Genomic DNA, 26770 nt, shown 5'->3' with positions numbered 1-26770 from the left:
TTCAATCACCACAATCGCTCAGCACAAAGAAACGGCCTCACCCCTGATGAATACTGGAGTGAAGCCGTTTAGAAACAGACAAAACTTTATATTATTTCATCTGTCAACTTGACAGGGCCAAGTGCAGTCTCACCCTATTTTTCGTTTCACTGCTGGCCGGCCACGCCCCTCCGCCACCCCGCCCGCACCCGCTGGATAACAGAAGATAATTCGGGGATGGTAGTCCTTCACCAGCGAATGATGTTTGTTTGGCCAGTGACAAGCGAGTAGCTGAAAGTGAGTGGCGCTTTTCGGCGGCAGCGCTAGTTACTGCTGAGCACTTAGCCATTCACCCAGATGCTTGAAATAATCATCAGGATTATCCAACATCTGCCCGTGGCCAGCGCCAGGGGTGATGTGCAAGGTGGCATTGGGGATGGTGGCAGCCATCCGCCGCGCAGCGGTTAACGGCATGGTTTCGTGGCCGCCAAAAGTCAGGTAGGTGGGCACAGTGATCTTGTGAATGTCGGCGCGCCGGTCCCAGTCTTTCAAGGCGCCCACCATGACGAATTCGTTGTCGCCTTGGAAGTAGTTATAAACTGGCGTACCCATCACCGAGATCAGGTGCCGCGGCTGGGGGTCGCTTTGGTGATGCAGGTAATGTTCGCCCAGCTCAGCCACCAGCGCTTGATACTTGGCATCCGTGAAGGCGTGGTCGGCTTCGATTTGCTTCATGTAAGCGACCTGGTCGGGCGTGGACATGCTTTCGCGAATCGCATTGATGTTGACGATGTATTCATCCAAATTGTCGATCATCGAGCTGAGAATCAGGCCTTTGAGGTGTTCACCGTACCGCAAGGCGTATTCGATGGCGAGCACGCCGCCCCAACTTTGGCCTAACAAGAAAAAGTGGTCGAGGCCGAGCTTTTGACGCACTTCTTCGACTTCATTGACGTAGTAGTCAATATTCAAAAATTGTTCGCGAATGGCAGGATCGGTCCAGTCTGGTTGGTCCGAGTACCAGGAGCCGAGTTGGTCATAGCGGGTGGCAGTGACGCCATAAGGGGCGAGGCGTTCACCGAAGTTTTCAAAGACTTCATTGGTGCCACCAGGCCCGCCATGCAGCGTCATCAGCTGAATGGGGCCATTGCCGCGAGTTTGCGTCCACAGATGGTAGCCATTGGCCAAGGTGACAAAATGGGTACCGTTTTTTGCTGTTTTCATTGTCTCACCTCATTGTTGTATGCCTTATTCTACCGCGCAGGCACCTAAAAATCTCTTAATTCAAGGCGTGCGCCGGCATTTTACGGCGGCTATCGGCTAGAATGAGAATAGAAGGAAGGTGGCCAGATGGCAGAGCAGTCCACAAATGCAAGTGGGTTAACCAATGAAGAAGTGGCCAAGCGTGAGCAGGCGGGCCAAGTCAACACCCAACCGGCAGCGCTGACGCCTTCAATCGGCCAGATTATCAGCGGCAATACGTTTACGTTGTTCAATTTCGTGAACTTGGCCTTAGGGGTCCTGATTGCCACCACTGGTAGTTACAAAAATCTGCTGTTTTTGTTCGTGGCGATTATCAACACCGCGATTGGGACGTTCCAGGAGATTCGGGCCAAGATTCAAATCGACAAAATGCGGATTTTAGCGGAGACGCCGGCCCAAGTCCGGCGGGACGGCGCTTTGCACACCATTGCGCAAACCGCCATTGTGTTGGGCGACCTGCTGGTGCTTAAACGCGGCGATCAAATTCCAGTCGATGGGGTGGTCCGCGAAACTAGCGGCGTGGAAGTGGACGAAAGCCCGCTGACTGGGGAAGCCAATCCCATCAGTAAACAGGTCGATGATCCGCTATACTCCGGCAGTTTTCTGGTCGCCGGACAAGTGGTGATGCAGGCCACCGCCGTAGGGTCAACCACTTTTGCCGCCAAGTTGGCCAATGAAGCCAAGGCGGGGCCGCAAACCCAAAGTCAATTGCTGGCCACCATTAACCGCATTATTCAGGTGCTGACTTATGTGCTGATTCCGCTGGGGGCCGCGTTATTCATCGTCTCCATGGTGCGGCGTGGTAATTACAACCGGGCGATTTTGTCGACTAGTGCCGCCATGATTGGGATGATTCCCGAAGGCTTGGTGCTGCTGACCAACGTCGCGCTGGCGGTTTCGTCGCGCAACTTGGCCAAGCGGCGCGTGCTGGTGCGGGCGCTACCGGCGATTGAGGCCTTGGCGCGGGTCGATGTGATGTGCTTGGATAAAACCGGCACCATTACCTCTGGCAAATTGCGCATCAGCGGCGTGTATCCAGCGGCAACGAGCAGTGAAGACGCCGTGATCAAGGCGGCCACCGCGGTAGTGTACGCGTTAAATGATGATAATGAAACCGCGCTGGCCATCAAACAGGCCTGGCCGCAGCAACCGAGCGTCACCGTGGTGAATACCGTGCCGTTTTCGTCGGCGCGAAAATGGTCTGGGGCCAGCTTCAGCGATGGTACCAGCGTTGTGATTGGGGCACCGGAGTTTATCTTTCCTGCCGGCTTGCCGCAAACCGTCAGTCAAACCATCGCCAAGGCGACTCGCGCGGGGTACCGCGTGCTCGCTGTAGCCGAGACCCAGCAAGGCCTGGCAATGCCGCTGGCTGGCATGCAACTGCTGGGTTATCTCACCATCAGCGATGAAGTGCGGCCCGCTGCCGCTGAGACATTGGCGTTTTTCGAAACCCAAGACGTGACGCTGAAGATTATCTCCGGCGACAATCCTCTGACCGTCGCTAACGTGGCGCAGCAGGCCGGCCTGACCCAGGCCGACCACTGGGTAGACATGCAAACGGTGCCTGACGAGGCGGATTTCAACCAGCTGGTGCAGGACTATACCGTGTTTGGCCGGGTCACGCCGACGCAAAAAAAGCACCTGATTCAGGCGCTTCAACAAAACGGCCATACCGTGGCGATGACCGGTGATGGGGTCAACGATGTGCTGGCACTGCGGCAGTCGGATTGCGCGATTGCCATGGCTTCTGGCGCCGAGGCGGCGAAGTCGATTGCCGATTTTACCTTGCTAGATTCCAACTTCGATGCGATGACCGGCGTCTTAAACGAAGGGCGCCGGGTCATCAACAACATCGAGCGGGTGGCGTCGATGTACCTGGTCAAAACCATTTTCTCGGTGATTTTAACTGCGATTTTTGTCTTTCTGCCCTTGGATTATCCGATTACCCCGATTAACCTGACCCCGGTGTCTGCGATTGCCGTGGCCATTCCGTCGTTCTTCTTGACCTTGGAGCCGAACTTCCAGCGCGTCACCGGCCAATTCTTCCAAAAAGTGATGACCATCGCCGCGCCGGCGGCCATCGCCATCGTCGGGTACACGTTGCTGCTGACGCGCTTTGAGTACTTGTGGCACTGGGATTTTGCGTTCACTTCGACGCTGGTGGTGTTCATGATTGGCGTCATCGAACTACATGTGGTGGGTCTAGTGTCGCGGCCGTTCAATCGGTTCAAAACGCTCATGCTGGCGCTTTTGCTAGTGGCTTTTTTCGGCGTGTTCTTTGTGGTGAATGGCGTGTTCTCACTGGCCAACTTGTGGCAGTGGGACCGGGCCTTGGTTTATGTGCCGATGCTGCTGTCCAGCCTGCCCGTGTACTTGCTGCTCCAGGAAGTGCTGGGCAAACGAGTGCTATCCAGAATCAACTGGCGTTTCTGACGCGGTGACAATAAGCACGTCACAAGGCGCATTTTCCGTGACGAAACTGGCCACCGAGCCCATGAACATGCGGGCGGCGGCATGTTTGGTCGCCCGGCCCAGAATAATCAGGCTGGAATGGTATTCTTGTGGGAAGTCAAGCGCGATCACCGTTCGCGGATTACCGAACCGCAAATGATACGCCACGGTCAGACCTTGAGCCTGCAGCTTTTTGGCTTGCTCATCCAGCTCAAGCTCGGCGCGCGTTTCGGCGTTGTATAAAATCGTCCCGTCGACGTCAGGTTGTTGATAAAGACCCACGTGATAGGAACGGGTATCGATGACGTAGAGCAGATCAATCACCACGTCTTCTCGCGTCGCAATCGCCTGCGCCGTCTTGACTGCTTGGCCTGCCGCTGGCGATCCATCGTAGGCCACCAAAATGCGTTCTGTCATGTTCGCCACATCCTTTCTGTCTTTGTTGTACCATATCTAGCCGCGTCAAGGGGATGAAAAGGCCTTGTCGCCTCAACAAAGATAGCGTTTTCCCTCGCAATTTGACGCTGAATTGGTATGATAGAGAAAGGAGGGATGGCCATGTTCAAAGAAACGAAAGCAATTGCAAAACAGTTCGTCGAAACGGCACAAGAACCCATTCACACGTTTGATAATATGCTGAAGGATGACCCAGAACTTGTGATTCCCTTGGCCATTATTCACACCGTACCAGTTGCGCTGATGATTATCGGCACCACCCAGATCATCATCGGGCACCAAAAACTACGGGCGGAAAAAGAACGCACCAAGCAAATCAGACTTAAGGCAATGCTGCACCATGGCTGCCGGCACCACGGCCTCAAGCCGCACATGCACAAACTGGCCAAGCCAGAAGTGTAAAGGCTATTCTGGCATCACGGACACCCCTAGGTAACTTGAATTCGAAGTTGCCTAGGGGTGTTTGCGCGTCTGATTGTCAGACTAAGTGCGGCCTCACTCCACAGCCTTCTTTGTAGCCTGTTGAGGGCAACCGGAGCGGGGAGGGGCTCAGTGGTGAAATTGTTCTTAGCCAGCGGATTTGGCTGGCTTAGAACAAGCCGCGCCTTTGAGCCTCGCAAAGCGAGGCTCAAAGCGCTGGCCACCACGTTCCAGCCCCTCCCAGCGGAGGCTGCCCGGCCCAGCCATTTGATAGAATCCCTTGGCCGCTGCCTTAATTGCCAAAAGCGCGTTTTTGCGCGACAATAAGAGCACTATCTTTTAGTGGAGGCACAGCATGGCAACAATTTATATGCGGCAAGGCACACCGGCGGACATTCCGGCAATTATGGGCATCATTGATGACGCCCGCGCGTTTTTACACGCCCAAGGCATCAACCAGTGGCAAGGCACCTATCCGGATCAGCCAGCAGTTGAAGCGGACTTGGCGAAAGGCACCAACCGTCTGCTGATTGTGGATGGCCAGGTGGCTGGTAACGCCAGCTTGCTGGAAGGCCCAGATCCGTTCTACGGCAAAATCGATGGGCCGGGTTGGGTCGGTGCTGCGCCTTACATGATGATTCATCGCTTTGCTGTGTCGGCCAAGATTCGCGGTCAACACCTCAGTAAGTTGTTTATGTCCAATCTCATCACTGAGGCCTACAAGAGCGGGTTTTACGACCTGCGCATCGACACCCATGCCCAAAACGAAATCATGCAGCATGTGATTTTAGGCAACGGGTTTGAGTATCGCGGTATTGTCTACCTGGATGAGCCGGTCCCAGAACGAAACGCGTATCAGTTGTTATTGAAGTAGGAATCGACGCAGAAGGGAGCGGCGATGGGGTATTTAGGCGTGTTGGCGTTGATTTTGTTAGCAACGCTGCTGCTCAGTCACTTTAGTTTAAAAATTGGCATTCCCGCAGTAATCGGCGAGCTGGTGGCCGGGATTGTGTTTGGGCCGGCGCTACTGAATTGGATTCAGCCCAGCCATATGATTAGCGAATTCAGCGAAATCGGCGTGATTGTCCTGATGTTCATCGCCGGGCTGGAAAGCGACCTGACGATGCTCAAGAAATATTTCCGCCCGGCAGTGCTCGTCGCCGTAATTGGGGTCATCGTCCCCACCGGCGTGATTTTTGCCTTCGCCTCGGCTTGGGGCTTTTCCTATGTCGCGGCTGCTTTTCTGGGGATCACCTATGCCGCCACTTCGGTTTCGATTTCCGTTGAAGTGCTCAAAGAGCTCAACGCCCTCGATAGCAAAAGCGGCGCCACCATTTTAGGCGCGGCGGTGGTGGATGATATTTTGACGGTGATCATCTTAAGTGTGGCAGTCGGGGTCTTTGGCACTGGCGCTAAGGCCACGGTGCCGCTGTGGTTGACGCTGATTGAGCAGGTGCTGTATTTTGGCTTGATATATCTGGTGGTTAAATGGCTCGCGCCGCTGGTGATGCACCTGGCTCAGCACTTGCTGCCGGTGGCTTCAGTGACGTTAGGGTCGCTGCTGCTTTGTCTAGGGATGGCGTATCTAGCGGATTTGCTGGGGCTGTCAGCGGTGATTGGTGCGTTTTTCGCCGGGGTTGCCGTGAGCGAAACTAAGTATCAGGCTGAAGTGGACCAAGCGCTGGAGGCGATTGGCTACGGCGTGTTCATTCCGGTGTTCTTCGTGTCGATCGGCCTGAACATGCGGTTCGATGGGGTGCTGCACGATTTCTGGTTCATTGTGATTTTGACGGTGTTGGCCTTACTCACCAAATGGTTGGGCTGCGGCGCTGGCGCCAAGTTCGCTGGCATGGCTTGGTCAGATGCCAACATCATCGGTAGCGGCATGGTCAGTCGCGGTGAAATGGCCTTGATTGTCGCTCAAATTGGCTTTGATGCCCACTTGCTCCATCGCGATTTTTATTCCAGCGTGATCATTGTGATTGTGCTGACGACGTTGATTGCCCCATTCATGTTGAAAGCTTCGTTGAAGCGGCAAGCAAAGGAGATTGATGAATGAAGTCCCTGTTTTTTGATTTTGATGGTACGATTGCGAATTCCGAAAAAGGGATTATCGATAGCATTCACTACATGATTGATGCCATGCACTTGCCGCAACTCGATGATGCAACGTACCGCAACTTTATTGGCCCGTCGCTCACCACCAGTATGAACAAATACTACCCAGCCTTGAGCGCCGCGGAAGTGACGCGCACGATTGGCTATTACCAGGAACACTATCAGGTTGAGGGCATCTTTGAGCTCAGCCTTTATCCGGGCGTGACTCAGGCGCTGGATCAACTGCGGCTGGCGGGTTATCAGCTGAATGTTGCTTCCGCCAAGCCAGAGCCCATGATCAAACGAATCGCCGAGCACTTTGATTTAAATCAATATTTCTCCGGGCTATACGGGGCAACGCTGGATGAGCGCATTCGCTCCTCGAAAACCGCGGTCCTGGAATACGCCATTGCCTCTGCGAACGCCGACCCGGCACATAGTGTGATGATTGGCGACCGCGATACCGATATGATCGGCGGCGAGAACAATCACGTTAAAACGCTAGGCGTCACCTATGGTTTCGGCGACGCGCAGGAGCTCAACGGCGCCCACGCCATGGCGCTGGTCGCCAGTCCGAGCGAATTACCGGCAGGAGTCGCCCAACTGCTCGCCTAGACCAAACAAAAGCCGCATCCTCACAAACAGGATGCGGCTTTCGTTGCTCATTTGGTGGTTTGCGCCGGCGTATCTAACAGTAACTCGCTGGCAGTTTGAAGCATTGTCAGCAGGTCCAAAAGCTTCTGTTCGCCCATGATCGCCACCCAACGATCAAATTCGGCTTTGCTCAAGGCGCTGGCTTGGGCTTCGACCCGTTTGCCCAGTGGGGTCAGTTGGAGCAGCCGGCGGCGGTGATCGCCATTGTCAGAGGCCTGGGTCACATACCCTAAGTCGCGCAGTACCCGCAACTGGCGGGCGATGGCAGGCTTGGTGACATGCCGCTTGGCCACAATATCAGTGAGCGTGGCTACCTCATGAGTCGCCAAATCGTTCAGAATCTGGTATTGTTCAAAAGATAACCGAAATTGGATCAACGGTTTGGAAATTTCAGTTTCGATATGTTTGATCGTCGTGAAGTAAATATTAATGAACTCGCGGCGTAGTCTTTGTTCTTCCATACCCATGCTCCTTATTGTCTCGATACCGTTAGTCTATCTCAAATAACGATAGACGCCAAACCTTTCCCGTGCCAATATAGATAAAATAGGGGGCCGAAATTTGAAACGAAAATGGACAATCATCTTAACCACTTTAGGGATGGTCATTTGTGCCGGCTTGGCTGGCGCTTCGCTTTATTTCTACCAATTCGCCTTTGTGCCGAGTCGTAAGACCTTTTTGAGTCACACCACCAGTCCCGCAGTGGCGAAGGCCCAGCACTGGCTGGCGCAGACAAGCAAAACCACCTGGCGGCAAACGACGCCAGACGGCTTAAAGTTAGTGGCGGATTTCGTCCCAGCGGCCAAGCCGACGCTGAAAACAGTGGTGGTGGCGCATGGCTACATGGGCACCAAAGAAAAAATGGCCCGCCAAATAAAGCTCTTTCATGAGGCTGGCTTTAATGTGCTGGCCCCAGACGACCGCGGCCATGGCCAGTCGGCAGGCAACACCATCGGCTACGGCTACCAGGACCGCGGCGACTATCTGCGTTGGCTAAACCAAGTCATTAAGTGCGTAGGCACTCGTAGCCAAATCGCCTTGTATGGCGAATCGATGGGCGGGGCCACGGTGATGTACCTCAGCGGCGAAAAGCTGCCCAGTCAGGTCAAAGTCATTGTTGAAGACTGCGGCTATACCAGCATCATGGATGAGCTGGCCGCGCAAGCCAAAGCAATGTATAACCTGCCGCGCTATCCACTAGTGCCAACCGTCGCTTTGACGGCTAGTCTGAAGGCAAAATACAACGTGTTTCAGGCGTCGACGATTGCGGCTTTGCATCACAACACCCGGCCGATTTTCTTCATTCATGGCGCCCAAGACAACTTCGTCCCGACCGCGATGGTGCAGCGTGAGTATGCGGCTACCAGCGCACCAAAAAAGCTCTGGGTGGTCCCTAAAGCCGGACATGCCCAGAGCTTGGCCAAAGCGCCCGCCGAGTATCGCCAGCGCGTGATTGGCTGGATTGATCGTTATTTCGCCTGATTGGCCCGACTGGTTTGGACTAAGATTTCATAGATGCGCTTAGCATCCGCATCGTTGCCCCGCAGTTCATAGTCCGCTAAAAATGGCACGTCGAATTCCCGGCAGTATTCTTTGGCCGTTAAGCAGTATTGCTCGTTGAAGTTGCGATTGCCGGAGCCGATGATGCCGCGGCACCAGGCGGCGTTGCCGGGCTCGCGCATGTAATCACCCATGGCGGTGGTCATCAGTTCATTGAAGCCATTATCGATGCCATTGCCGCCATCCAGGTAGGTGGGAATCATCACAAAATAAGGCGCAGTTTCGCCTTCAGCCTGCGAGGCGTCGGAAATTTCCGTTAAGTGAATCAGCGGTTGCGCGGAATCGGCCTCATGCTGTGCTTCAGCATAATGAGTCAAACGCTGGGCGAAGGCGCGGGTGTTACCAGAAATTGAAATGTACAGTAAGTTGATCATGAAGGGGACTCCTTTGCGGCGGCGGTCGATTGCGACTGCCGCTTTTCGTTATGCTAACTGTACCACGAAACTAGCTACTACTGGTAGTGGCGTTTTAGCTTGGAGATACCAGATGCAGTACGCCGTTCGGTCGCAGAATCGCGGTGGTTCGGGTATAATGGAAGGAACGGAGGCACACACATGCGAGGAAAATACACAGGCGTCAGTCGCGGCTGGCTGGGGTTATTCAGTTTAATCTATACGGTGCTTCTGATTGTATTTGGGGTGGGGCTCAGCTTTGCGCTGACTTTTGGCCGCGAAAGTCAGATGCGGCAAGCGCTGACCAACTCGGCGAGTCTGACCAGCTTTCAGCAGACCATTACGGCTTCGGCGGTCAAAGTGGCCACCGGCGCTGATTTGCCGGTGGCGCCAAAAGGCAACCTCGTGACGAAGACGACGCTGGCCCGCGGCTTGCGCACCGGGCTGGCGGTCAGCGCCAACTTTGGCCAAGTGCCACAAAAGAGCAAAGCGATTGATTGGTCGTTTATCAGTACCAATCCGGATTCGGCCAGCAAACTGACCTTAGCCCCCATGTTAAAAGAAATCGATCAGCGGACCGCCGCCTCGCTGTCAAAGCAAGGACAGGCCTATCCTGCCGCGATTCGAACCCAGGTGAAGGCCGCGGTGCAGGAACATTTTGACAAGGTCATTTTGGATACCATGATGGCGCATGGGATTGGGTTAGCCTATCCCATGTTCGCGCTATTTACCCAAACCGCGGCGATTGTTGGCGGCATTTTGGCGGCGGCGGTGCTGCTGGTCATGCTGGCCGTCAGTCACAGCTGGGCGCGGTGGCTGCGGGTCAGTGGTCGGATCACATACCTGGTGGCGTTGCTGGCTGGGCTGGGAGCCTTGCTCGCGGGAATCCCAGCGTTTGCGCCTTACATTAAGCTCAGCGGCGTTGGCACGCCGGTTATTCTCCAAATGCAGGCCCAGTTTGTGCCAGTGTGGCAGCATGTTGCCGGGATTGTGGCGATTGTGGGTCTCGCGATGGCCGGTTTGGGGCAGCTGCTGCGGCTGCGTGAGAAGCGCACGCCAGCTGCAAATTAAAAAAGTCTGTTGACATTATGAGAATAAGGCCATAAGATGACCTTATTCATATCACGTGCTTTGCGGAGAAGAGAGCCATGGCGCGACGGACAGAGAACCCGGTTGGTGAGAAAGGGGCCGTCGTTAATTGGTGAAAATGAGCTCCAAATAGCTGACCGCCAGTTCACGCTGCCGGTCCGATTGCGGTCGTTACCCCGCCGAGTATCAACAGGTACTTAAGCCGAGCTGGGCTCGGGAACAAGGGTGGCACCGCGACTTTTCGCCCCTTGATTTGGCATTTCGCCGAATCAAGGGGCTTTTTTCATGCCAGCACGTGGTTCATCAAGGAGGAAATCATCATGACTGCACAAACAGATACCATTCCATTCACTGCCGATTTAGTCGGCTCACTACTGCGCCCGCAAACCCTCAAAGACGCCCAAGCTGCCTTGGCCGCCGGCGACATCACGGCCGCCGAAGCCATAGCCGTGCAGCATCAAGAAATCAAACGCATTGTTGATCAGCAGGTGGCCTTAGGCTTTAAAGCCGTCACCGATGGCGAATTTTCACGTCAATATTGGCACCTAGACTTCTTGTGGGGGCTCAATGGCATCGATGAAATCCAGCATGCCACGTATGAGCATAACTTCAAGGGAGATATCAACGCCGCAGCGAATGTGACCTTAACTGGTAAACTCAGCTTCAACCCAGACCATCCGTTCTTTGCCGCCTTCAGTTACCTGCAATCGATTGTGCCGGCAGGGGTGTTAGCCAAGCAAACCATTCCCAGTCCGGCATTGTTGTTCCGCGATCACCGCAGCGACAACTGGGCCAAGTATTACGCCACGATTGCCGATTACGAAGCCGCCGTGGTGGCCGCTTATGTAGCGACCATTCAGCATTTTTATGACCTGGGCTGCCGCTACTTGCAAATTGATGATACAAACTGGGCGTTTCTGATTCAAAACCTGCGCGAAAACGAGCATGATGAAGCCGCCAAACAGCCTTATGTGGAACTGGCGAAGCGCGCGCATCGGGTGCTGGCGGCGATTTTGCCACAGCTGCCAAAGGATTTGACCGTGACGTCGCATATTTGCCGCGGCAACTTCCAGTCGACTTACCTGTTTGCCGGTGGGTATCAGTACGTGGCGGATTACATTAAGGACTTGCCATACGCCGGCTTGTTCCTAGAGTATGACAATGACCGCGCCGGGGACTTTACGCCGCTGGCTAAGCTGTGGAACCACGATGACCACAAGCGCATCGTGCTCGGGCTAGTCACCTCCAAGTTTGCTGAGTTGGAAGACCCGGCGGCAATTAAGGCGCGCATTCAGGCCGCCACGGCTTTTGTGCCGCTGGATCATCTCGCTTTATCCACCCAGTGCGGCTTTGCCTCAACGGCCGAAGGTAACAAGGTAACCGAAGCCCAGCAATGGGCCAAGCTCAAATTAGTGCAAGAAATTGCCGCCGAGGTTTGGGCCAAGTAGCGTTACACTAGAAGAAACGAGAGAATAAGGAGGAATTTTCACATGGCAAAAGTTGAAAGTTTTACGTTGGATCACACGAAAGTGAAGGCCCCTTATGTGCGGCTGATTACCGAGGAACACGGACCCCAAGGGGATGTCATTTCCAATTATGACTTGCGGTTGGTCCAGCCCAACCAGGCAGCCATCGATACAGCTGGCTTGCACACCATCGAACATTTGCTGGCGAGCTTGTTGCGCGACCGGCTGGATGGTGTGATTGACTGTTCACCCTTTGGCTGCCGCACCGGTTTTCATTTGATTACCTGGGGCACGCATAGCACCACCGAGGTCGCGAAGGCCTTGAAATCGAGTCTTGAGGCGATTGCCAACGATATCACTTGGGCGGATGTACCAGGGACCACCATCGAGTCCTGCGGGAACTACAAGGATCACAGCCTTTTTTCCGCTAAGGAATGGGCCAAGTTGATTCTCAGCCGAGGGATCTCCGACCAACCATTTGAACGGCACGAAGTTTAAGGAAAAGCCATTAGAATCGCAACAGCGCTTCGCTCGCACTATGAGCGAAGCGCTGTTTGCGTCAGGCGGAACTAGGCTTTACCGCCGAAGAAGTCATCGAGAAAGGCTGCCACGCCATCATGATCGATGTCGAGGGTATGGAACTTGGTCGCGGCTTTGACTTCGGCGTTGGCGTTGCCCATGGCGACCCCGTAATGCACCGTGGTCAACATTTCCAAGTCGTTGCTGCCGTCGCCAAAGGCCATCGTGCGCGCCATGGGCTGATTAAGCCGCTCGCAGACCCGCAAAATGGCGGTCGCTTTATTGATGCCATGGCCGGTAATTTCGATGTTGTCCGGCGATGAGCTGGAGGTATCGATATCTTGCACCTGCGCCATGGCCACGCGGGCCTTGGCTAAGTTAGCCGGGTCTTGATCGAAGGCAATTGCGTTGATAATCCGATCGGCCCAGCGTTTAAGCTGCTCCACCGAGTCAATGGCGACGTAATGGTTCGGGTCTTCGCCAGCAATGCGCACCTGACTATCTTCAGAGATGCCTTTGGTCATCGGCCGCAGATACAGCACCTGGGATTGGGTGAAAAAGTATTGCGGTAGCTGATATTCATGTGCTACCCGGTAAATACCTTCCAGCGCCCGAGGGGTGAGATGCTGCACGTCCAGCTTTTCATCCACGCGGCTGATGGTGCCGTTGGAGCAAATGATGTCCAAATCCGGGCCGATGCGATCCGCCATTTCGGTGGCAGAAAACAGCGGCCGGCCGCTGGCGATGAAGAAGCGATGCCCTTGCGCGCGGTACTTGGCAATGGTGTCCACCGTGCGTTTAGAGGGATACTGACTGGGCCCGACAATGGTGTTGTCGATGTCCATAAAAATGGCATAAGGCGACATAGTGACCTTCCTTTTTCCGTGATTAGCTTCAGTCTAAGCGTTTTCATGGACAGGAACAAGGGCTTTTAGGTAATAAAAAAAGCGGTGCTACCACCGCTTTTCAAGCTTATTTAACGGGTACATCCTGGCTCTTCACTTTGCCGCGAACGCCAAAGGAAATGACAAACGCGACAGCGGCAATGATCAAAACAAAGATGAAGCCGTAGTGAGCGCCGACCGTCCAACCGGCGGCGCCAGCAGCTTGCCGGCCGCCAACGGCCAGCATGCTCGTGGCCACCGCAGTCGCGACGGCGCCGACGATTTGTTGCAGAGTGTTGAGCACCGCACTGCCGTCAGCACTTTCAGCCCCGTTTAATGAGTTCAGGCCGTAAGTTTGGGCTGGCGACATGGCCAAAGGCGCACCAATCATCAAGACGATATGACCAGCAATGACCTGCCCTAATGAGCTGTCAGCGTTGGTCATCAGTAAAATCAACACGCCTAGCATGGCGATAATGAAGCCGCCGCGGGTCAACCATTTGGCGCCGAAGCGGTCATACATGCGACCTGCCACCGCGGAGACCAAGGCGTTGACGACGCCCCCTGGCAGCATGGCAATCCCGACCATGGCCACCGGCAAGTTCATGACCCGCTGTAGGTATTGAGGCAGGAGGTACATGGAAGCCAAGATCACGCCGAAGTCGAGCATCACCAGCAAGGTGCCGGTGGTGAAGGCGCGGTTTTGGAAAACATGCAGGTTCAGCATGGGCGCCTGGTCATGCAACTGGCGGGTGGCATAAACCGCCAAAGCGGCAATGCCGACGACTAAAGCCAGCAGCACGCGGGCCGACAACCAGCCGGCGTCACTGGCCATGGAAGTGCCGACCACGATGCCGGCAAAGCCGATGGTTGACAGCAGAATTGACAGCCAGTCGACCGGGACCGCTTTTTGTTCAAAGGCGGTGTCCATCGCAATGGCAGCTAAGATGAAGGCGACCACCAAGAAGGGGACGAACAACCAGAAAATCGCGTGCCAAGAAGCGACGCCAAGCAAAATGCCGGTAACCGTGGGACCAATGGCAGGGGCGAACATGATCACCAAGGCGGCGAGGCCCATGACAGTGCCGAGGCGTTGCGGTGGGAAGATTTGCATCGCGACTGAAAACATCAGTGGCAAAATCAAGCCGGTGCCGATGCCCTGCATCATCCGACCAATCAAGACGACTGGAAAGACGCTAGCCGTGGCGGAGATGATGGCACCCAAGGCGAAGGCCCCAAGCGCGAATAAGACGATTTTCTTGGTGGCAAAGCGCTTGGACAACAAGCTCGACAGCGGCATGCAGATGCCGATAACCAGCATGTAGCCGGTGACCAGCCATTGGATGGTGCCTTGCGACACATTCAAAGCCGCCATCAGGCTAGGCAGTGCGATGTTCAAGGCAGTTTCGGAAAACATGCCGACGAATGACCCGATCATCAGACCGAGCATGGCTAAAGCGGGATGGGCAATTTGCACTCGCGCTTTAGGTAATGATTGTGATAACTCCATAGTGTAAAAACTCCTTACGTTTAATGATGACAGAACCGGCCGCGCCGGGATAAAAAAAGTCCCCATGGCTTGGCCATAGGGACTTGGCAGCACCATAATAGGCGGAATGACGCTGCGATTTGTTCTGTTTCGGGCAGATGCCCAACGAGTGTTTATCATACCGGTTTGGCGAAAGTTTTTCAACCATTTTCTGAAAATCGTGTTAGACTAAACGTTAGTGTGCTAACGAAAGAAGGATAAACATGACAGAAAACTACGGCCGCAGCATTAAACTGGCGGCCAATCATATGACTCAAAACATGGATGCCTACGCCCAGCAATTTGACTTGACCGGCACGCAGATGTCGATCCTCGATTTTATTGTCCACGCGCCGGCAGTCTGCCTGCAGCGGGATATTGAAGCCGAATTTGCCATTCGGCGTTCCACTGCCACTGGGCTGCTCAAGCGCATGGCGGCGCGCGACTTGATTGTGGAACAGCGCTATGCCGGCGATACCCGGCAGAAGCAAGTGACGTTGACGGCGAAAGGCCAAAAGTTGCAGGAAGCCACCTCGGCCTACATTCAGCGTTCGCAGGCGGCGTTCGTCGAAGCATTTTCGCCGGCGGCGCGGGCCCAATTCAGTGAAATGTTGGCATATTGGCGAAAGGTGAGCGAATAAAGTGAGTAACGAACGTAAAGTCATGGGGGCGATTTTTGCCACCGGTTTGTTGTCTTTCAGCGGGGTAATTGTGGAAACCGCGATGAACATCACGTTTCCTACCGTGATGCGTGAATTTAATGTCGGGACAAGTACGGTGCAGTGGCTGACCACGCTGTATCTGTTGATTGTGGCCACGGTCATTCCTTTGTCGGCGTTTTTGAAGCGGCGGTTTAAAATGCGCCAGCTGTTCTTGGTGGCCAACTTGCTCTTTATGCTAGGCCTGATTTTGGATGCTACGGCGCCGGCGTTTTGGGTGCTCCTCCTTGGGCGCGCGGTGCAGGGACTTGGCACCGGGATTGCGCTACCGTTAATGTTCAACATTATTTTGGAACAAGTCGCTCCGGCTAAAATTGGCATGATGATGGGGGTTGGCACCTTGATCACCGGGATTGCGCCGGCGATTGGTCCCACGTTTGGTGGGTTGATCACCACCTATTTAAGCTGGCGGTATATTTTTGTCTTCCTGTTGCCAGTGCTACTGATTTCCCTCGGCCTGGGCTGGACCTGCATTCTGCAGAAGAGTGCCTTGGCCCCGAGCCGTCTGGACAAACTCGGCGTGGGCCTACTGGTGCTGGCTTTTGCCGGGTTGATCTATGGTGTTAGCACCATCAGTGGCGAAAACGTCCTGGTCAGCGTGCTGGCGATTGTGATTGGGGCGCTGGCGCTGAGTGCCTTTGCGCTGCGCTCAAGGCACCAGGCCCAGCCCATTTTGGATTTGTCACCCTTCAAGCAAAAGAAGTTCGCCCAATTTGCCATTGCCTTCGTTTGTTTTCAAATGATGGCTTTGGGGCTGTCGTTTGTGCTCCCTAATTACCTGCAGTTGGTTAACCAAGCCTCGGCCTTGGCCGCCGGGTTGATTGTGCTGCCTGGGGCGGCGATTGGGGCCGTGCTCGCGCCAATCAGTGGGCGCCTGTACGATCATTTTGGCCCAAAGCGTCCAATTATCAGCGGCGTGTCGGTGGTGCTGCTGGGAATGCTGGTGTTCGTCATCAGCGGCATGCCGCTCAGCGATGCGCAAGTGCTGGGATGTTATGTGCTGTTCATGTTCGGCGTGGGCTTAGCCTTTGGTAACATTTTGACCACAACCTTGGCGCAGCTCCCCAAGCAGCAACAAGCCGATGGCAATGCGATTATGAATACCCTGCAGCAGTTCACCGCGGCCCTGGGGACAGCCATTGCCTCAGCCATCGTGGCCGGCGGACAAGCGGGCCGCAGCCAAATTAGCGGCACGATGCTGGGCAGTCAGTGGGCGCTGTGGTTCCTACTGGGCTTGGCGGTGATTGCCTGGTTGCTGTTGACCTGGACCATGCGCCGGCGATAAAGGTCTAGAATTACCCGTTTTTTCAACCTAATCACTTCATAACTTTCTCACATTTGCTCCGTACCCTGAACTTAGTCATTGTGACAAATAGTTCAGATGGGAGCGAAAGCGATGAATTTTGTGAAACGTGCATGGTTGAACTTGATTGCCAAGAAAGGCCGCACGCTATTATTGGTCTTGGTGACGTCTGCCATTATGTTATTCGTCATGGCGGGGCTGCTGATTAAAGCCGCCGCCGATCAAGCCACGACCAATGCCAAAGCCAGTATCGGGGCGACCTTAACCCTGAGCGCCAACCGGGAGGCAGCGTTTAAGGCGATGCGCAGCAGTAGCGGCACGCCGCCGTCAGGAACCAGCGGCCAAAAGCCGTCCTTATCCATGAGTCCGGTTAAACTCAGTACCGCTAAGAAAATTGCGGCGTTGCAAGGTGTGGAAAGTTACACTGTCAGTGTTTCGACCTCGGTCAATGCCAAGAGCTTTGACGCGGTCAGCACCACCAGCTCCAGTCAGGGGCCGGGGGGCCAGGCTAGCAGCCGCGGGGACATCACGGTGGCTGGGGTCTCCAGCACTGCCAGCAGCAGTGAATTTAGCCAAGGCAACTACACCATCACCAAAGGCCGTGGCTTAACCACTGCCGATGAAGGCACCCAAAATGTCGTCATTGAAAGTGAACTGGCTAAGGCCGATAGCCTCAGTGTTGGCGATACCATTACGGTCAAAAAGACCAGTGGTAGCGGCACCTACAAGTTGAAAATTGTCGGCATCTACAAAGCCAAGAGTAGCGCCACGGCCTCGATGGGGCCGATGGCCAGCGACCCGGCGAATACGATTTACACCAGCTACACCTTGGCCAACACGATTAAAGGCACCAAGTATGCCAACACGGCTGATTCGGTGGTCTTCACCGTCAGCACCCCAAGTAAGGTGGCTAGCGTGAAGAAGACGGCTTCCAAGCTAATTTCCAGTAAGTTCAGCCTGAGTGCTGATGATCAGAATTATCAGATGGTAAAAGCATCGATGCAATCCGTCACTAGCTTTGCGGATAAAATCGTGTGGCTGGTCGCGATTGCCGGGACCATCATTTTAGCTCTGATTGTCATCTTGATGATCAGAGAGCGCCGCTATGAAATTGGTATCCTGCTGTCCTTAGGGGAACGCCGCTTCAAAATCATCGCTCAGTTCTTCGTTGAATTGTTGGTCATCTTGCTGGTTGGTGTCGGCATTGCCAGCGCCGGCGGTAAATTCGTCGGGGACAAACTCGCGGCGCAAGTCATCAGCAGTCAAACCACGACGACCAGCACCCAAGGGATGCAAGGGCCTGGTGGGCAACCTGGCGGCAGTGGCACAGGCACCAGCAAGAGCGGCACGCCAGGGCAGATGCCAGGGCGGACGCAAGCCGCTCAGCAGAAACAAACCCAGCTGGCCGTGAAAGTGACACCGCAGGCTATTCTCCTGTTGTTCGGCTTAGGGCTGGCGATTATCTTGATTGCGATTTTGATTGCCGCCGCCGGGATTTTGCGCCTGCAACCGAAGACCATTCTGATTCAATAAGCGTAGAAGGGAGCCAACTATGTTAACGACTGAAAATTTAAGTTACTGGTACACCGTTGAAGAAGACTACCTGTTCAAAGACGTGAACTTGCAATTCACCGCTGGGCACTCCTACGCCATTGTGGGTCAGTCGGGTTCCGGCAAAACGACCATGGTGTCGTTATTGGCCGGGCTGGATACGCCCAAGGCCGGCAAAATTCTGATTGAAGGCGTCGATATTCGCAACATAGGCCTGACTCAGTACCGGCAAAGCAAAGTCAGCATCGTGTTCCAGGCGTACAACCTGTTCACATATATGTCGGCGTTGGAGAACTTGATGACTGCCATGGCCATTACGAAAGCCGAGCACCGCGGCGACCGCGAGTACGCCAAAGGGATGCTGCGCAAACTCGGGTTGACCGACCAGCAAATGACCCAAAACGTCCAGCGCCTGTCCGGGGGCCAGCAGCAACGCGTCGCCATCGCCCGCACCATGGTGTGCGATGCCCCGCTGGTGGTTGCCGACGAACCCACCGGCAACCTAGACGAGGGCAACACCGATGAAGTCATTGCCTTGTTCAACCAGATCGCTCATGAGCAGCAAAAATGTGTGATCATCGTCACCCATGAACCCACCGTGGCCGCGCAATGCGACGGCGTGCTGCGCCTCGCTAAGCGTGAATTCACCTGGGAAAAAAGGCCAGCGCTGGCAACTCAGCCAGCCTAACCGGTAAACAAAAAGCTCTCCTTGCCGCTGGCAGGGAGAGCTTTTGCGTTACTGCTGCACGAGTTGCCAGCTAGCCGGCACCGTGAACTGATAAGCACGGTGCAGCGTCTGCTGGTTTTGCCCAGACCAGGCAAACAAAAAGGCGAAGAACGTGTTTTGATAACGTAACTGTTTGGTTTTGATGGTCAACGTGGCCGTTTGACCGCGTTTGACTTGAACGGTCGTGGTGACGCCAGGCTTGGCGGCGACGGTTTTGCTACTCAGCGGGTTAGGCCGATACACCACGACCTGGTTTTTACCGTTCGTCCCAATCGGCTTCACCAACAGCGTGTTGGCTTTGACGCCGGCAATGCGCTGAGTCGCTGAGGTTGTGACAGTTTTCAGCCCAAAATGGCTGAGGTCATTAGCGGCAATCGCGAGCACGCTGGCAATCAAGATCAGTGCCAGCGCCCCCATCCAGCCGCTGCGAGCGCGGCCGCGCGGGGCGAGCACCGCGACCAGGAAGAAACAAAAGGCGGCGAGCACCAGAATAACGAGAATCACTGCGCATCACCTCCCTGATCGATGGGGTCCTTCTTCAGCATGAAGGACAAGGCGAACCCTAGCGCTGCGAGAATCAGCGACACCACGAAGGCGGCGCGATAACCGGCCACGGTGGCATTGTTCATGGCGCGGGCAAAGGCAATCGGGTCAGTTTTAGCCAAGGCACTGGCTGGGGTTTGGCCTTTGGTGACGGTCGACAACACGGAAACCAAAATCGCAGTGCCAATGGAAGCCGCAACTTGGCGAATGGTGTTGTTCACGGCAGTGCCGTGGTTAATCAGGTTATTCGGCAGGCTGTTCATGCCAGCGGTGGTAACCGGCATGGTGACCATGGTGATGCCGAACATCCGCACGGTGTACAGCACCGTGACGAACAAAATCGGGGTGTCAGCGGTCAACGTGATCAACGGGAAGGTGCCTACCAAGAGCAAGAACAAACCACAAGTGGCCAGGCGCTTGGCGCCGATGCGGTCAAAAATTCGGCCAGTGACCGGGCTCATGATCCCCATCATGATGGCCCCAGGGAGCAAAATCAGCCCCGAGTGGAAGGCACTTTGGCCGCGGATGGTTTGAATGTACATCGGTAGCACCATTTCAACGCCGACCATGGACATGAACGCCACCGCAGTCAAAATCACGGACAGGGTAAACGATTTGCTTTGGAACACCCGCAGCTCTAGGAGCGGTTTTTCGAGGTGCAATTGCCGCCGGACGAACAAACCAACGACAATCGCCCCGAAGAGCAAGGTGCCTAGCACCAGCGGGGAACCCCAGCCGGCATCACCGACACTGGAGAACCCGTACAGCAGCGAGCCAAAGCCCAAGGTGGATTCGACGACCGATAAGAAATCGATTTTGGGATTGGTGGTGGGCAGTACTTTGCGCATACTATACGCAGACAACAAGAGCACTAGGGCCGCAATCGGCAAAATCACCGAGAACAAGGAGCGCCAGCTGTGATTAAGCAGCACCCAGCCAGAAAGCGTTGGCCCCACCGCTGGGGCGAGGCCGATGACGATACCGGCAATCCCCATCGCCGAACCGCGCTGGCTCGGCGGGAAAATAGAGTACATGACGGTTTGGAAGGTCGGCGCCGACATGCCGACCCCCATAGCCTGTATGAGGCGCCCGGTCAAAAGCATCGGGAAGCTGGTCGCAAAGCGTGACAGCAAGGTCCCTAAGAAAAAGATCGTGATCGCTGTCATATAAAGATATTTGACATTGAATTTACTCAGCAACCACGCGGAAACAGGAATCATAATTCCCATCACCAGCATAAAGCCGGTGGTCAACCATTGGACTGCGCTGGCATTGATGTTAAAGTCACGCATCAAAGTGGGAAACGCAGTGGTCAGAATCGTTTGCGTCAGAAAAGTCGTAAACGTCCCAATCAGCATGGTGATCACCAACAAGTTGCGGTTATACGGTTTACCGTTAACATCTGTTGGCTGATTCACATTTTCAGTCCTTTCATTATGAAATTACAAAGAATTATTCTAGCACTTATTTTTAGTGAGGGCTAGTGGGCTACCAGCAGGTGAGCCTGATTTGACGGGGCTGGGCTAGTTTTTACCCAAGACTGGTTCAAGGCCAGTCCGCCAAAATGAAAATCGCTATCAGTAAGCTTTCATGGCTATTTTCATGTTTATTTTCGCATAGTAAAAGGACGCTTGTCAGCGTCCTTGCTTGGTAGTTATTGTTGCGGCAAATCTTCTTCTTCGCCGTCACCATCCACATCCATGGTGCGAGGAATTTCTGGCCCCACGGTGACTTCAAACCAATTGGCAAAGCCGCGGCTGTAATCGGTGACCGTTAAGTTGAAGCGGTCAATCACCACTGAATCGTTGCGGCGCAGATCCGGATGTTCCTCCATCAAAAAGCCGGCGATGGTGACAATATCCGATTCCTGAAACTGGCGCAGGTTCGTGTGGAAGAACCGTTCAAAGTCGTAAAGCGTGGTTTTACCGGAGATTTTGTAGACATTTGGCTGGTCGGTTTTGATGATGTATTCATCGGAAACGTCATCGATTTCATCTTTGACGGTCCCGAACAATTCTTCATAGATATCCTTATCCGTGACAATCCCGGACGTACCACCATACTCATCGACCACCACGACGATGGGGGTCTGCTTTTTGATCATTTGTTGCAAGATGTTGTGAATCGGGGTCGCTTCTGGCACGGTAATCATCGCCCGCAGCAGTTTGGAGACGCGCACGGTGTCGTCGACCTGCGCCTGCTTGACCAGGTCGTAGATGTAGACGTAACCCAGTACCTTATCCTTGTCGCCATCGGCCACGACAGGGAAGCGGCTATAACCTTCTTGCAGGTAGTCGCGGATGACCTCGTGCACCGTGGCTTCGATGTTAATGACCACCAAAGACGTCCGGTCAACCATGATGTCATGGGCGGTTTTGTCATTTAGATCAAAGGCGCGCTGCATGTAGGTGACGTCGTTTTGGTCCATGTCGCCAGTGGTGACGGCGGCTTTGGAGAGATTGAGAATTTCCGCTTGGGAAAAGGCTTCGTTGCCTTCATCTGCGGGCTTCATGCCCATCAGGCGCACCAAGCCATTGGCGGAGGTGTTCAGCAACCAAACAAAAGGATAGAATGCAAGGTGGAAGTAGTGCAGCGGCGTGACAATCAGCATTAACACTTTGATGGGAATATCAATGGAAATGTTCTTCGGCACGATTTCGGTGATGACGACTTCTAGGTAAGTCAAAATCAACACGCCAATCACGGCGCCGGCGGCATGCAGCCCGCCTTGTGGTAGCTGCAGATGGGTGAGTTGCATCAAATCGATCAGCAAAAACTCAACGGTTTCTTCCCCAATCCAACCCAAAATGATGCCGCACACTGAGGTGCCAACTTGGGTGGTAGAGAGGTACTCATTTAACCGGTGAACCATATTCAGCGCCCGTTTGAGCTTGGCGCGGTTGCCTTCGCCGTTATCAATCATTTCTTCCAGCGCACTGGGGCGGCTTTGCACCAACGCAAATTCCGCCGCCACGAAGAACGCAGCGAAGATAAAGGTAACGACCATGACCAGCAAATTAGAGGCGACTTGGCCACTTGCCATTTTTCTAATTCCCCATTTCAATCAATTCAGTATGGGTATATTGTAGCATCTTTCGTTTGGATATGAGCGGCGGCGGTGAAAGCAGCGAAAAATCCGCCAGCCGTGTCAGGAGGAGCCCATGAATCAAGTTCAGATGTTAAAAGCAGTCTTAGCAGCATACGCCACCGATTCTGACCGGCCGCATAGTCAGCTGATTGCGACGCGCCTGCCGGCCACTCCAGCCCTTGGCGTTCAGCCGGTGCGCTGGCGGCTGGTGAATGAAGATGTGGTGCAAACAATGCGCGAAGCCACTGGCCACACTGGGGTGATGAACTTCGCTAGCCCCACCAATCCTGGCGGTGGGGTGGAATATGGCGCCAAGGCCCAGGAAGAAAGCATCGCCAAATGCACCTACTTGCTGCCGCAACTGCGCCAGTTTGAAGCCACGTATTACGCGCCAAACCGAGAAAATTACAATCACGGCCTGTTCAGCGCCAGTTTGATTTACTCCGCCCACGTGCGGCAAGTGTTTGGCGAAAGCGGCCAACGGTTAACCAACCATTTCGTGGATGTGGTGACGGTGGCGGCGCCTAATCGCAGCGCGTTTCGCCGCTTGACGACCGACCAAACCGGCCCCGACCTGCAATTGAAAATCAGCCAAACCCTGCGCGCGTTCAAAGCTAATGGTGCGCGGGTCATCATTTTAGGCGCCTTTGGGACTGGGGTGTTCGCTAATCCAGCCGCCCAAGTGGCCACGATTTTCCGGCAAGAATTGATGCGGCCTGAATTTGCCGGGGCGTTTGATGACGTGATTTTCTCGATTTACGATCCGGCTGGACGGACATTTGCGGCCTTTCAAGCCATCCTTGGTGAATAAAAATCACGCCTTGGTACCGCCAAACTGGCGGCGCTAAGGCGCGTTCATTTTTATTTCAATAATGAGTTAATGTTGCCGGCGGGGCTTCTGGTTGCCGGCGGCTTTGGCGCGCTGAGCAATGATGATCAGACTGCCAGCGAGCTCAGGCTGTTTGGGCCGGAAGCACTCGGTGACTGTGAGCCAAGAAGACAGCTTACTGCGCACCTGACCGTCGCTTTGACCGCCTGACACGGCGAGGAGCATTTGCCCGTTTGGCCGTAGCAATTTGGCCAGCAAATGGGAGCTGCGGCGTAGGTCATCAGTGGGTAGGCTAAAGGGGCCGACAATCAAATCATACGGACCTGTGAGCAAGTCATACCGGCGATCAGGCATAATCCGAAACCGCAACCGATCCGAGCTGGCCAAATCACGGGCATGGCTGATGGCGGTGCCGTCATGATCCACGCCTAAAACGGCAATGGCGCCAGCGTTAATGGCCGCGCGACAAAAGGCGCCATCATGGCAATGTAGCGCTAGCACCCGGGCGCCAGCCAGCGGTGGTACTTTGGCCTGCAGCACCTGCCACAGCGGCTCATGACTGGCAGTGGGTAGGGCGCCAGCCTCTGGTTTCATTTGCGGATAGGGTTCCATCTCAGCACGACCTTTCATTGCCTATTATAAGGGAATTGGCCCAGCCAGGAAAGCGCCGGCCATAGCCTACAGATAAGACAGGTCGTTTTGCACCAAATCAGCATAGGTTTCGCGGCGGACCACCAGTTTGGCATGGCCATTTTCGGCAAAAACCACGGCTGGGCGCGGGTTGCGATTGTAGTTGGACGCCATCGAGTAGCCGTAGGCACCGGTCGCCAGCACCGCAATCACATCGCCGGGTTGGGTCGCCGGGAGCGGCGCTTCATCAATCAAAATATCGCCGGACTCGCAGTACTTGCCGACTAGGTGGACAGTTTCTGTGGCTGCGGCATGGGGAGTGTCCGCTTTGACTGCGGTGTAGTGGGCCTGATAAAGCGCCGGGCGAATATTGTCGCCCATGCCGCCATCAACGGCGACATAAGGCCGCAGTCCGGGTACATCCTTGCGACTGCCGACCCGGTACAGCTGATAACCCGCAGGTCCGACAATCGAGCGGCCGGGTTCGATCCAAATCGCTGGCCGCGCGAAAGGCAAGGCCGTTTCCTGCATGGTGGCCAAAATGGCGTCAACGAAGTCCGCGGCTGGCAAAGGATCATCACCATCCGTATAGCGAATGCCAAAGCCGCCGCCTAAATTCAGCACTTGCGGCGTGAAGCCAAAGTCTTGGTGCCAAGCCTTCAGCACCGACAGCAGCTTGCTGGCCGCGGCTTGAAAACCGGCCACTTCAAAAATCTGACTGCCAATATGGGCGTGAATGCCCAGCAAGTTGAGCTGCGGCGCGGCTAAAGCCAGCTTGGCGGCTTGCTCGGCTTGCCCGGATTCAAGGTCAAACCCGAACTTGCTGTCGGTTTGCCCGGTTTGATCATAAGCATGGGTGTGGGCGGAAATACCTGGGGTTAAGCGCAGGAGGATATTCTGCTGTTGCTGCGGCGTCGCCTTCAGCAAGCGTTGCAGCAAGTCCAACTCATAGAAATTATCGACTATGATGGTGCCAACGCCAGCCGCCAGGGCCGCTTTGAGCTCGGCTTCGCTTTTGTTGTTGCCATGAAACGAAATGTTGGCCGCCGGGAAGTTGGCCTTCAAAGCCGTGTAGAGCTCACCGCCGGAGACCACATCGACATGGCAATGCTCTTGCGCAGCGACTTGATACATCGCTACTGTAGCAAATGCTTTGCTAGCATAGCTGACTTCATAAGGCACCTGGCGTTGTTCGAACACGGCGGCAAAGGCCCGAATTTGCTGACGAATCGCGGTGACGTCATAAATGTAAGCCGGGGTATCGAATTCCTGCGCCAAAGCTAAGGCGTCGCAGCCGCCAATGGTGAGATGACCGGCTGCGTTAGTGGTAATGTCCATGTGAGCTCCTCCTTGAGAACATGCGCGTTTGACTAGCAGTCTAGTCTAGTTGCCGGTTGAGGGTCAAGGCTATTATGGCAACTCTGTGCAGGTTGTGCTACAATTCGTTAAAAATTCACGTAGTCTTTTCTCATGGAGGTCAAGCATGGCAGAATTGCGCAAGGTTCACGGCTCGGAAAATAGTTTCTTTTTACTCGATCAAACCACGCTGGCCCAGCCGCTTCCTGCCGCGACGCTTAAGGCTTTCACTCAGCGCATCACGGACCGCCAAACCGGGCTATTAGGCGGCGCCGATGGGGTGCTGGTAGTGGATGATGCCCCTGGTGCGGCAGGGCGCATGACGGTAATCAACGCAGATGGGACATACGCCAAAATGTGTGGGAATGGCCTGCGCACGGTGGCGCGGTACTTAGGTGAAAAAACGGGGCAGACCCAATTTACCGTTCAAACCGCAGAAGCCAAGCTGGCCGTGCATCGCGAGGCCGACCTGGCCCCGCAAGTGCCGGCGTACAGCGTGGAAATCTCGCCTGTCAGCTTCGACTCGGCAGCGCTGCCTTTTGCCGAACTGAACACAACGAAAATTATCGATCAAGTCTTGCCCGCCATCGACCCGGCGTTGCACTTCACGGCAGTGGCAGTGCCAAATCCGCACTTGATTGCCTTCGTGCCAGAATCAGAGCTGAACGGGGACAAAATCGGGGCAATTGGTCAGCGGCTGAATGCCCCGAATCCGTATTTCCCTGAAGGCGTCAATGTCACCTTTGCCACGATTGAAGCCCCGCACACCCTGTTTGCCCGGACTTATGAGCGGGGCGTGGGCTTCACCAACGCTTGCGGAACAGGGATGGCTGCCACCAGTTTGGCCTTTGCCTTGACTTCCGATCAAACCGCTTTCGATCAGTTGAACACGGTCTATAACCCCGGTGGCATGGTGCAAACCGTGGTGCATGAGGCGAATGGCACCTACTGGATCGAACTGATCGGTAATGCGACGGTGACAGATTTGATCGACGTGCCGGATGCGGCGTTGGCTGTCGGTGATTTCACTGGTGCGCAAGTGGCTTCAACCGGCGAGGAAGCGGCTTATCAGGCTTTCGTCAAGCAATTACCGTACCGGCTGGTCGCCACACGTTAACGAGAAAGGCCCTGATCGAGATTGAAGTGCAATAGAAAAGTTAGACAATTTAGATTTTGAATTAAGCAATCATGGTTTGTTCCCGGTACTCAACTGGGGTCAAGCCATTTTTGTTTCTCGAAATTCTGACATTGTTAAACCAATCCACA

At 54.8% G+C, this 26770-nt stretch carries 27 protein-coding genes; 15 read left to right on the top strand and 12 right to left on the bottom strand.

Going from position 1 to position 26770, the window contains the following annotated elements; translation table 11 throughout:
- Positions 1-306 precede the first annotated feature (306 nt).
- A complete protein-coding gene (locus tag AAA927_RS11915; RefSeq protein WP_338218035.1) occupies positions 307-1203 on the bottom strand; it encodes a proline iminopeptidase-family hydrolase in 897 nt (298 codons plus the stop codon).
- A 126-nt stretch (positions 1204-1329) separates the two neighbouring features.
- On the opposite strand from AAA927_RS11915, the gene AAA927_RS11910 reads away from it, so the two are divergent.
- Positions 1330-3675, top strand: coding sequence for a cation-translocating P-type ATPase (locus AAA927_RS11910; protein ID WP_338218034.1), 2346 nt, complete (start codon positions 1330-1332; stop codon positions 3673-3675).
- Here AAA927_RS11910 and AAA927_RS11905 read toward each other — a convergent pair.
- Positions 3649-4110 (bottom strand): universal stress protein, encoded by a 462-nt coding sequence (locus AAA927_RS11905; protein WP_338218033.1) that lies wholly within the window; start codon positions 4108-4110, stop codon positions 3649-3651. The two genes, AAA927_RS11910 and AAA927_RS11905, sit on opposite strands and share 27 nt — an antisense overlap.
- Positions 4111-4251: 141 nt before the next feature.
- On the opposite strand from AAA927_RS11905, the gene AAA927_RS11900 reads away from it, so the two are divergent.
- The 4 genes from AAA927_RS11900 to AAA927_RS11885 all read left to right on the top strand — a co-directional run bounded on the left by AAA927_RS11900 (position 4252) and on the right by AAA927_RS11885 (position 7281).
- Positions 4252-4551 carry a hypothetical protein gene (locus tag AAA927_RS11900; protein ID WP_338218032.1) on the top strand — a complete coding sequence of 100 codons (300 nt, stop codon included), beginning with the start codon at positions 4252-4254 and terminating at the stop codon, positions 4549-4551.
- A 373-nt stretch (positions 4552-4924) separates the two neighbouring features.
- Positions 4925-5443: a GNAT family N-acetyltransferase gene (locus AAA927_RS11895; protein ID WP_338218031.1), complete on the top strand. Its 519-nt coding sequence runs from the start codon at positions 4925-4927 to the stop codon at positions 5441-5443.
- 24 nt (positions 5444-5467) lie between these two features.
- Entirely contained in the window at positions 5468-6628 is a 1161-nt protein-coding gene (locus tag AAA927_RS11890) for a cation:proton antiporter (protein ID WP_338218030.1), read from the top strand.
- Complete coding sequence (locus tag AAA927_RS11885) at positions 6625-7281, top strand: HAD hydrolase-like protein (RefSeq protein WP_338218029.1); 657 nt, start codon at positions 6625-6627, stop codon at positions 7279-7281. The genes AAA927_RS11890 and AAA927_RS11885 overlap by 4 nt, the downstream gene beginning before the upstream one ends.
- Positions 7282-7328: 47 nt before the next feature.
- Here the strand turns inward: AAA927_RS11885 and AAA927_RS11880 are convergent, their stop codons facing one another.
- Positions 7329-7781, bottom strand: a complete 453-nt coding sequence (locus tag AAA927_RS11880; protein WP_338218028.1) for a MarR family winged helix-turn-helix transcriptional regulator — start codon at positions 7779-7781, stop codon at positions 7329-7331.
- A 139-nt stretch (positions 7782-7920) separates the two neighbouring features.
- On the opposite strand from AAA927_RS11880, the gene AAA927_RS11875 reads away from it, so the two are divergent.
- Positions 7921-8802 carry an alpha/beta hydrolase gene (locus AAA927_RS11875; RefSeq protein ID WP_338218036.1) on the top strand — a complete coding sequence of 294 codons (882 nt, stop codon included), beginning with the start codon at positions 7921-7923 and terminating at the stop codon, positions 8800-8802.
- Here the strand turns inward: AAA927_RS11875 and nrdI are convergent.
- On the bottom strand, positions 8790-9254 hold the full coding sequence (nrdI, locus tag AAA927_RS11870; RefSeq protein WP_338218027.1) for a class Ib ribonucleoside-diphosphate reductase assembly flavoprotein NrdI: 465 nt from the start codon (positions 9252-9254) through the stop codon (positions 8790-8792). The genes AAA927_RS11875 and nrdI overlap by 13 nt on opposite strands.
- 180 nt (positions 9255-9434) lie before the next feature.
- Between nrdI and AAA927_RS11865 the strand changes: the two genes are divergently transcribed.
- The 3 genes from AAA927_RS11865 (at position 9435) to AAA927_RS11855 (ending at position 12325) form a co-directional block, all read left to right on the top strand.
- Positions 9435-10343, top strand: coding sequence for a hypothetical protein (locus tag AAA927_RS11865; protein WP_338218026.1), 909 nt, complete (start codon positions 9435-9437; stop codon positions 10341-10343).
- A 338-nt stretch (positions 10344-10681) separates the two neighbouring features.
- Complete coding sequence (locus AAA927_RS11860) at positions 10682-11809, top strand: vitamin B12 independent methionine synthase (RefSeq protein ID WP_338218025.1); 1128 nt, start codon at positions 10682-10684, stop codon at positions 11807-11809.
- A gap of 42 nt (positions 11810-11851) precedes the next feature.
- The gene (locus AAA927_RS11855) at positions 11852-12325 is read left to right on the top strand and encodes an S-ribosylhomocysteine lyase (protein WP_204117926.1); all 474 of its coding nucleotides are present in this window, start codon (positions 11852-11854) and stop codon (positions 12323-12325) included.
- Positions 12326-12396: 71 nt separating this feature from the next.
- On the opposite strand, the gene AAA927_RS11850 is transcribed toward AAA927_RS11855, so the two are convergent.
- Positions 12397-13212, bottom strand: a complete 816-nt coding sequence (locus tag AAA927_RS11850) for an HAD family hydrolase (protein ID WP_338218024.1) — start codon at positions 13210-13212, stop codon at positions 12397-12399.
- Between the two features lie 106 nt (positions 13213-13318).
- Positions 13319-14740, bottom strand: coding sequence for a DHA2 family efflux MFS transporter permease subunit (locus tag AAA927_RS11845; protein WP_338218023.1), 1422 nt, complete (start codon positions 14738-14740; stop codon positions 13319-13321).
- A 242-nt stretch (positions 14741-14982) separates the two neighbouring features.
- Between AAA927_RS11845 and AAA927_RS11840 the strand changes: the two genes are divergently transcribed.
- The 4 genes from AAA927_RS11840 (at position 14983) to AAA927_RS11825 (ending at position 19019) form a co-directional block, all read left to right on the top strand.
- Positions 14983-15399, top strand: coding sequence for a MarR family winged helix-turn-helix transcriptional regulator (locus tag AAA927_RS11840; RefSeq protein WP_338218022.1), 417 nt, complete (start codon positions 14983-14985; stop codon positions 15397-15399).
- Between the two features lie 22 nt (positions 15400-15421).
- Positions 15422-16762 (top strand): DHA2 family efflux MFS transporter permease subunit, encoded by a 1341-nt coding sequence (locus tag AAA927_RS11835; RefSeq protein WP_435891531.1) that lies wholly within the window; start codon positions 15422-15424, stop codon positions 16760-16762.
- 111 nt (positions 16763-16873) lie between these two features.
- Positions 16874-18313, top strand: coding sequence for an ABC transporter permease (locus tag AAA927_RS11830; protein ID WP_338218020.1), 1440 nt, complete (start codon positions 16874-16876; stop codon positions 18311-18313).
- Positions 18314-18332: 19 nt separating this feature from the next.
- Positions 18333-19019 carry an ABC transporter ATP-binding protein gene (locus AAA927_RS11825; RefSeq protein WP_338218019.1) on the top strand — a complete coding sequence of 229 codons (687 nt, stop codon included), beginning with the start codon at positions 18333-18335 and terminating at the stop codon, positions 19017-19019.
- Between the two features lie 48 nt (positions 19020-19067).
- On the opposite strand, the gene AAA927_RS11820 is transcribed toward AAA927_RS11825, so the two are convergent.
- The 3 genes from AAA927_RS11820 to AAA927_RS11810 all read right to left on the bottom strand — a co-directional run bounded on the left by AAA927_RS11820 (position 19068) and on the right by AAA927_RS11810 (position 22644).
- Complete coding sequence (locus AAA927_RS11820; protein ID WP_338218018.1) at positions 19068-19562, bottom strand: DUF4811 domain-containing protein; 495 nt, start codon at positions 19560-19562, stop codon at positions 19068-19070.
- Positions 19559-20959, bottom strand: coding sequence for an MDR family MFS transporter (locus tag AAA927_RS11815; RefSeq protein WP_435891530.1), 1401 nt, complete (start codon positions 20957-20959; stop codon positions 19559-19561). The genes AAA927_RS11820 and AAA927_RS11815 overlap by 4 nt, the downstream gene beginning before the upstream one ends.
- A 296-nt stretch (positions 20960-21255) precedes the next feature.
- Positions 21256-22644, bottom strand: a complete 1389-nt coding sequence (locus AAA927_RS11810) for a hemolysin family protein (RefSeq protein WP_338218016.1) — start codon at positions 22642-22644, stop codon at positions 21256-21258.
- A gap of 118 nt (positions 22645-22762) precedes the next feature.
- Here AAA927_RS11810 and AAA927_RS11805 point away from each other — a divergent pair, with 118 nt between their 5' ends.
- Positions 22763-23500, top strand: coding sequence for a TIGR02452 family protein (locus tag AAA927_RS11805; RefSeq protein ID WP_338218015.1), 738 nt, complete (start codon positions 22763-22765; stop codon positions 23498-23500).
- A gap of 66 nt (positions 23501-23566) precedes the next feature.
- On the opposite strand, the gene AAA927_RS11800 is transcribed toward AAA927_RS11805, so the two are convergent.
- Positions 23567-24130, bottom strand: coding sequence for a class I SAM-dependent methyltransferase (locus AAA927_RS11800; protein ID WP_338218014.1), 564 nt, complete (start codon positions 24128-24130; stop codon positions 23567-23569).
- A 66-nt stretch (positions 24131-24196) separates the two neighbouring features.
- Complete coding sequence (lysA, locus tag AAA927_RS11795) at positions 24197-25486, bottom strand: diaminopimelate decarboxylase (RefSeq protein ID WP_338218013.1); 1290 nt, start codon at positions 25484-25486, stop codon at positions 24197-24199.
- A gap of 145 nt (positions 25487-25631) precedes the next feature.
- On the opposite strand from lysA, the gene dapF reads away from it, so the two are divergent.
- Positions 25632-26621 (top strand): diaminopimelate epimerase, encoded by a 990-nt coding sequence (gene dapF, locus AAA927_RS11790; protein ID WP_338218012.1) that lies wholly within the window; start codon positions 25632-25634, stop codon positions 26619-26621.
- Between the two features lie 61 nt (positions 26622-26682).
- Here the strand turns inward: dapF and AAA927_RS12910 are convergent, their stop codons facing one another.
- Positions 26683-26769: an IS3 family transposase gene (locus AAA927_RS12910; RefSeq protein ID WP_366150659.1), complete on the bottom strand. Its 87-nt coding sequence runs from the start codon at positions 26767-26769 to the stop codon at positions 26683-26685.
- Position 26770 lies beyond the last annotated feature (1 nt).

This window comes from Lacticaseibacillus salsurivasis, from assembly GCF_036246225.1.
In the GTDB taxonomy this organism is placed as follows: domain Bacteria; phylum Bacillota; class Bacilli; order Lactobacillales; family Lactobacillaceae; genus Lacticaseibacillus; species Lacticaseibacillus salsurivasis.
Note: the sequence above shows the minus strand (reverse complement) of the source record. Positions and strands in the feature narration are given on the sequence as shown.

Bases quoted from the DNA above. Each gene is read 5' to 3' on its own strand.
- AAA927_RS11880 (WP_338218028.1), bottom strand. From the start codon at position 7,781: ATGGAAGAACAAAGACTACGCCGCGAGTTCATTAATATTTACTTCACG.
- lysA (WP_338218013.1), bottom strand. From the start codon at position 25,486: ATGGACATTACCACTAACGCAGCCGGTCATCTCACCATTGGCGGCTGC.
- AAA927_RS11850 (WP_338218024.1), bottom strand. From the start codon at position 13,212: ATGTCGCCTTATGCCATTTTTATGGACATCGACAACACCATTGTCGGG.
- AAA927_RS11825 (WP_338218019.1), top strand. From the start codon at position 18,333: ATGTTAACGACTGAAAATTTAAGTTACTGGTACACCGTTGAAGAAGAC.
- AAA927_RS11860 (WP_338218025.1), top strand. From the start codon at position 10,682: ATGACTGCACAAACAGATACCATTCCATTCACTGCCGATTTAGTCGGC.
- AAA927_RS11845 (WP_338218023.1), bottom strand. From the start codon at position 14,740: ATGGAGTTATCACAATCATTACCTAAAGCGCGAGTGCAAATTGCCCAT.
- AAA927_RS11810 (WP_338218016.1), bottom strand. From the start codon at position 22,644: ATGGCAAGTGGCCAAGTCGCCTCTAATTTGCTGGTCATGGTCGTTACC.
- AAA927_RS11915 (WP_338218035.1), bottom strand. From the start codon at position 1,203: ATGAAAACAGCAAAAAACGGTACCCATTTTGTCACCTTGGCCAATGGC.
- AAA927_RS11905 (WP_338218033.1), bottom strand. From the start codon at position 4,110: ATGACAGAACGCATTTTGGTGGCCTACGATGGATCGCCAGCGGCAGGC.
- AAA927_RS11840 (WP_338218022.1), top strand. From the start codon at position 14,983: ATGACAGAAAACTACGGCCGCAGCATTAAACTGGCGGCCAATCATATG.
- AAA927_RS11805 (WP_338218015.1), top strand. From the start codon at position 22,763: ATGAATCAAGTTCAGATGTTAAAAGCAGTCTTAGCAGCATACGCCACC.
- nrdI (WP_338218027.1), bottom strand. From the start codon at position 9,254: ATGATCAACTTACTGTACATTTCAATTTCTGGTAACACCCGCGCCTTC.
- AAA927_RS11900 (WP_338218032.1), top strand. From the start codon at position 4,252: ATGTTCAAAGAAACGAAAGCAATTGCAAAACAGTTCGTCGAAACGGCA.
- AAA927_RS11855 (WP_204117926.1), top strand. From the start codon at position 11,852: ATGGCAAAAGTTGAAAGTTTTACGTTGGATCACACGAAAGTGAAGGCC.
- dapF (WP_338218012.1), top strand. From the start codon at position 25,632: ATGGCAGAATTGCGCAAGGTTCACGGCTCGGAAAATAGTTTCTTTTTA.
- AAA927_RS11910 (WP_338218034.1), top strand. From the start codon at position 1,330: ATGGCAGAGCAGTCCACAAATGCAAGTGGGTTAACCAATGAAGAAGTG.
- AAA927_RS11835 (WP_435891531.1), top strand. From the start codon at position 15,422: ATGGGGGCGATTTTTGCCACCGGTTTGTTGTCTTTCAGCGGGGTAATT.
- AAA927_RS11830 (WP_338218020.1), top strand. From the start codon at position 16,874: ATGAATTTTGTGAAACGTGCATGGTTGAACTTGATTGCCAAGAAAGGC.
- AAA927_RS11885 (WP_338218029.1), top strand. From the start codon at position 6,625: ATGAAGTCCCTGTTTTTTGATTTTGATGGTACGATTGCGAATTCCGAA.
- AAA927_RS11895 (WP_338218031.1), top strand. From the start codon at position 4,925: ATGGCAACAATTTATATGCGGCAAGGCACACCGGCGGACATTCCGGCA.
- AAA927_RS11815 (WP_435891530.1), bottom strand. From the start codon at position 20,959: ATGCTGATTGGGACGTTTACGACTTTTCTGACGCAAACGATTCTGACC.
- AAA927_RS11865 (WP_338218026.1), top strand. From the start codon at position 9,435: ATGCGAGGAAAATACACAGGCGTCAGTCGCGGCTGGCTGGGGTTATTC.
- AAA927_RS11875 (WP_338218036.1), top strand. From the start codon at position 7,921: ATGGTCATTTGTGCCGGCTTGGCTGGCGCTTCGCTTTATTTCTACCAA.
- AAA927_RS11800 (WP_338218014.1), bottom strand. From the start codon at position 24,130: ATGGAACCCTATCCGCAAATGAAACCAGAGGCTGGCGCCCTACCCACT.
- AAA927_RS11890 (WP_338218030.1), top strand. From the start codon at position 5,468: ATGGGGTATTTAGGCGTGTTGGCGTTGATTTTGTTAGCAACGCTGCTG.